The following is a 3,163-nucleotide window of genomic DNA, read 5'->3' as shown; positions in this document are numbered from 1 at the left end:
CGGAACACGCTCGCGAGCTGGTCGGACCAGGTGCGCGCCGTCGCCAAGGCGATGGACGTGCCGCTCGTCGACCTCAACGCGCTCAGCGCCGCGCAGGCGCAGGAGATGGGGCCTGAGATGGCGACCAAGCTGGCGCAGGAGCCGCCGACCGACGAGGAACTCGCGGCCGCGAAAGCGGGAACGACGCTGACCGCGCGCCCGGCCTCGCCCGAACCCGCGCCGATCAGCGGTGACGGCGCGCGCGGGCAGGTGACGCGCAAGTTCGACTATACCCACCTCGGCGACGTCGGGGCGGAGGTCACCGCCAAGCTGGTGACGCAGGCGCTGGCGCGCGCCGTGCCGGGCCTCAGGAGCCAGCTCGTTCGATAAGAGAAAGTGTATGGCAAATTGGACTGACCAATTTGCCATACACTATTGTTGACAAATTGGCCGACATGTTCGACAGCATCGGCCAGAACAGAATCAGTTCCAGGGAGAGATGACGTGAATTCTCGCAATCCGATCCGCGCGCGCAGCCTGCGCGCCGCGTTGCTGGCTGGCGCCGGTTCGGCGCTGCTGGTCGCCGCCGCGCCCGCGATGGCGCAGGACGCGCCCGCGCCGCAGGCCGAAGGCGAGGAGGATGCGATCGTCGTCACCGGCATTCGCGAGACGATCCAGAATTCGATCAACACCAAGCGCGCGGAAACCGCGATCGTCGACGCGCTGTCGTCGGACGATATCGGCGACATTCCGGCGATCTCGGTGGGGCAGGCGATCCAGACGATCACCGGCGCGACGACGCACCGCGAAAAGGGCGACGCGTCCGAAATCGCGCTGCGCGGCCTTGGCCCCTTCCTGTCGAACGCAACCTTCAACGGCCGCGACGCGACGAACGGCAGCGGCGATCGCTCGGTGAACTTCAACCAGTTCCCGTCCGAACTCGTGAACAATATCAAGATCTACAAGACCCAGCAGGCGAGCCTCGTCGAAGGCGGCGTCGCGGGCACGATCGAGATCGGCACACTGCGCCCGCTCGATTTCGGCAAGCAGCGCGTGCAGGCCGAGATCAAGGCGCAGTACAACCCCTATGGCGACCGTGTCGTCGGCTCGGGCGGCGGCATCGGCTGGCGCGGAACGCTGAGCTATGTCGACCAGTTCGCGAACGACACGATCGGCATCTCGCTCGGCTTCCAGCGCAACGACACCAACAATCCCGAAGAAACCTATGCCGCGAGCACGACCTGGACCGCGTGCCGCGCGGACATCATAGTCACGAACAACAATTGCACCGAACTCGATCGCGAGACGGATTACGGCAATAAGCCTTATTATCTGGTCCCCAACAGCTACATCTTCCGCCAGATCAGCGAGACCGACAAGCGCGATTCGGCGTTCGGCGCGATCCAGTGGCGGCCGTCGGACCAGCTCAACATCAACCTTGACGTCCAGTATTCGGATCGCACCTTTGTCGAAAGCCGCCGCGACCTGACCTTGTCGGAGGCGCGGCGCAGCCTGACCAACGTCGAATATGATGAAAATGGCATCATCCGCCATCTCGAAGGCCAAAGCGCGCTCGAATCGAACGGTTCCGAACTGTCGCGTTCGGAAGAATATCTGGGCGGCGGGCTTTCGGTCGAGTGGAAGCCGAACGACCGGCTGACGCTGACCGTCGACGGCAGCTATTCGCGCACCATCCGCAAGGAGGTCGAACGCAATTTCCGCCTCCGCACCGATCCGATGGACGTCAATGGCGACAAGACCGTCTTCAACAACATGCGCATTCCCTACACCTACGATCTCGCGCCGGGCGCATTCGTGCCGACGATCACGATCGACCCGCGTTTCGATCTGAACAACCACGACCTCTTCTGGGACGATGCGCGCTTTCGCCGCGACGAGAGCAAGCGGCGCAACGAGATCATCGCAGGACGCTTCGACGCCGCATACGAGATGGATGGTTTCTTCAGCCGGATTTCGGCGGGCGGCCGCTGGTCCGAACTCACCTATCGCGACTATGACCTGCGCAATGGTGATTTCAACCTAGGGCCCGACTTCACGCTCGAAGAAGACCGCCGGATCAACAACATGTGCCGGCAAGGCTTCCCGCAGACGGGATTCCTGTCGGCTGCCAAGGGGAACAGCATCAACAGCTGGGCGACCTTCGACGTCGACTGCCTGTTCGGTGAATATCTGGGAACCACGGACCCGGGGCTGCCCGACGAGATGCGTTCGGTTACCAGCCGCGACGTCACCGAACGCACGCTCGCCGGCTATGTCATGGCCGAATATGAAAGCGACCTCGGTAACATGCCCGTCCGCGGCAATTTCGGTGTCCGCGTCGTCAAGACCGACGTCACCTCGAACGGACTGCGCAGCGATCTCGTCCTCGTCCCCGACCCCGGCGGCGACGGTTCGTTCACGCTCGAAGAAACCGGCGATTTCGAAACGGTGACGATCAAGAGCCGTTCGACGCGCATCCTGCCGAGCATCAACGCCATCTTCGAAGTCGCGCCGAACACGCTTGTCCGTCTTGCCGGTTATCGCGCGATGTCGCGTCCCGCCCCCAGCGCGCTCGGTGCCGGCCGTACGATCACGCTCGACGACGAAAGCGCGAGTTACGATTCGATCGAGGATGCGATCGGCAATATTCGCGCCAACGGCAGCCCGCGCCTCAAACCGTTGATGTCGTGGAACGCCGACGCCGCGATCGAATGGTATCCGAACAAGGACAGCCTCCTTTCGGCGACCGTCTATTACAAGCAGTTCAACGGCGGCTTCCAGCCCGTCGTTTACAACGAGGATTTCACGATCAACGGCGAGACGGTGTCGATCCCGGTTGCCCAGACGCGCAACAGCCCTGACAAGTCGCGCATCTACGGGCTCGAACTGACCGCGGCGACGCGCTTCAGCTTTCTGCCCAAGCCGCTCGACGGCCTCGGCGCCAAGGTCAGCTACAATTATGCCGATTCGAACTTCGAGAATCAGGACATCACGCTTGGCGACCAGTACGACCCCGAGACCGAAACCGTTTCGCCCGGCCTGATCCCGGCGGCGGGCCTCTCGGGCTATTCGAAACATGTGCTGTCGGCGCAGGCCTATTACGAACTCGGCCCGGTGTCGCTGCAGGCGATCTACAACTACCGCTCGAAATATTATCAGGACTTTGTCGGTGGCAACAGCCAGC

At 62.9% G+C, this 3,163-nt stretch carries 1 protein-coding gene and 1 pseudogene; both read left to right on the top strand.

The genetic code is table 11. From position 1 onward, the window contains the following. Positions 1-369, top strand: a pseudogene (locus VGD20_RS13780) (lysophospholipase); the annotation flags it as partial. Between the two features lie 114 nt (positions 370-483). Beyond that, positions 484-3,163, top strand: a 2,680-nt coding sequence (locus VGD20_RS13775) for a TonB-dependent receptor (protein ID WP_331134996.1), incomplete at its 3' end; no start/stop codon positions are given.

Source organism: Sphingopyxis sp. (genome assembly GCF_036402335.1).
Classification (GTDB): Bacteria; Pseudomonadota; Alphaproteobacteria; order Sphingomonadales; family Sphingomonadaceae; genus Sphingopyxis.
Note: the sequence above shows the minus strand (reverse complement) of the source record. Positions and strands in the feature narration are given on the sequence as shown.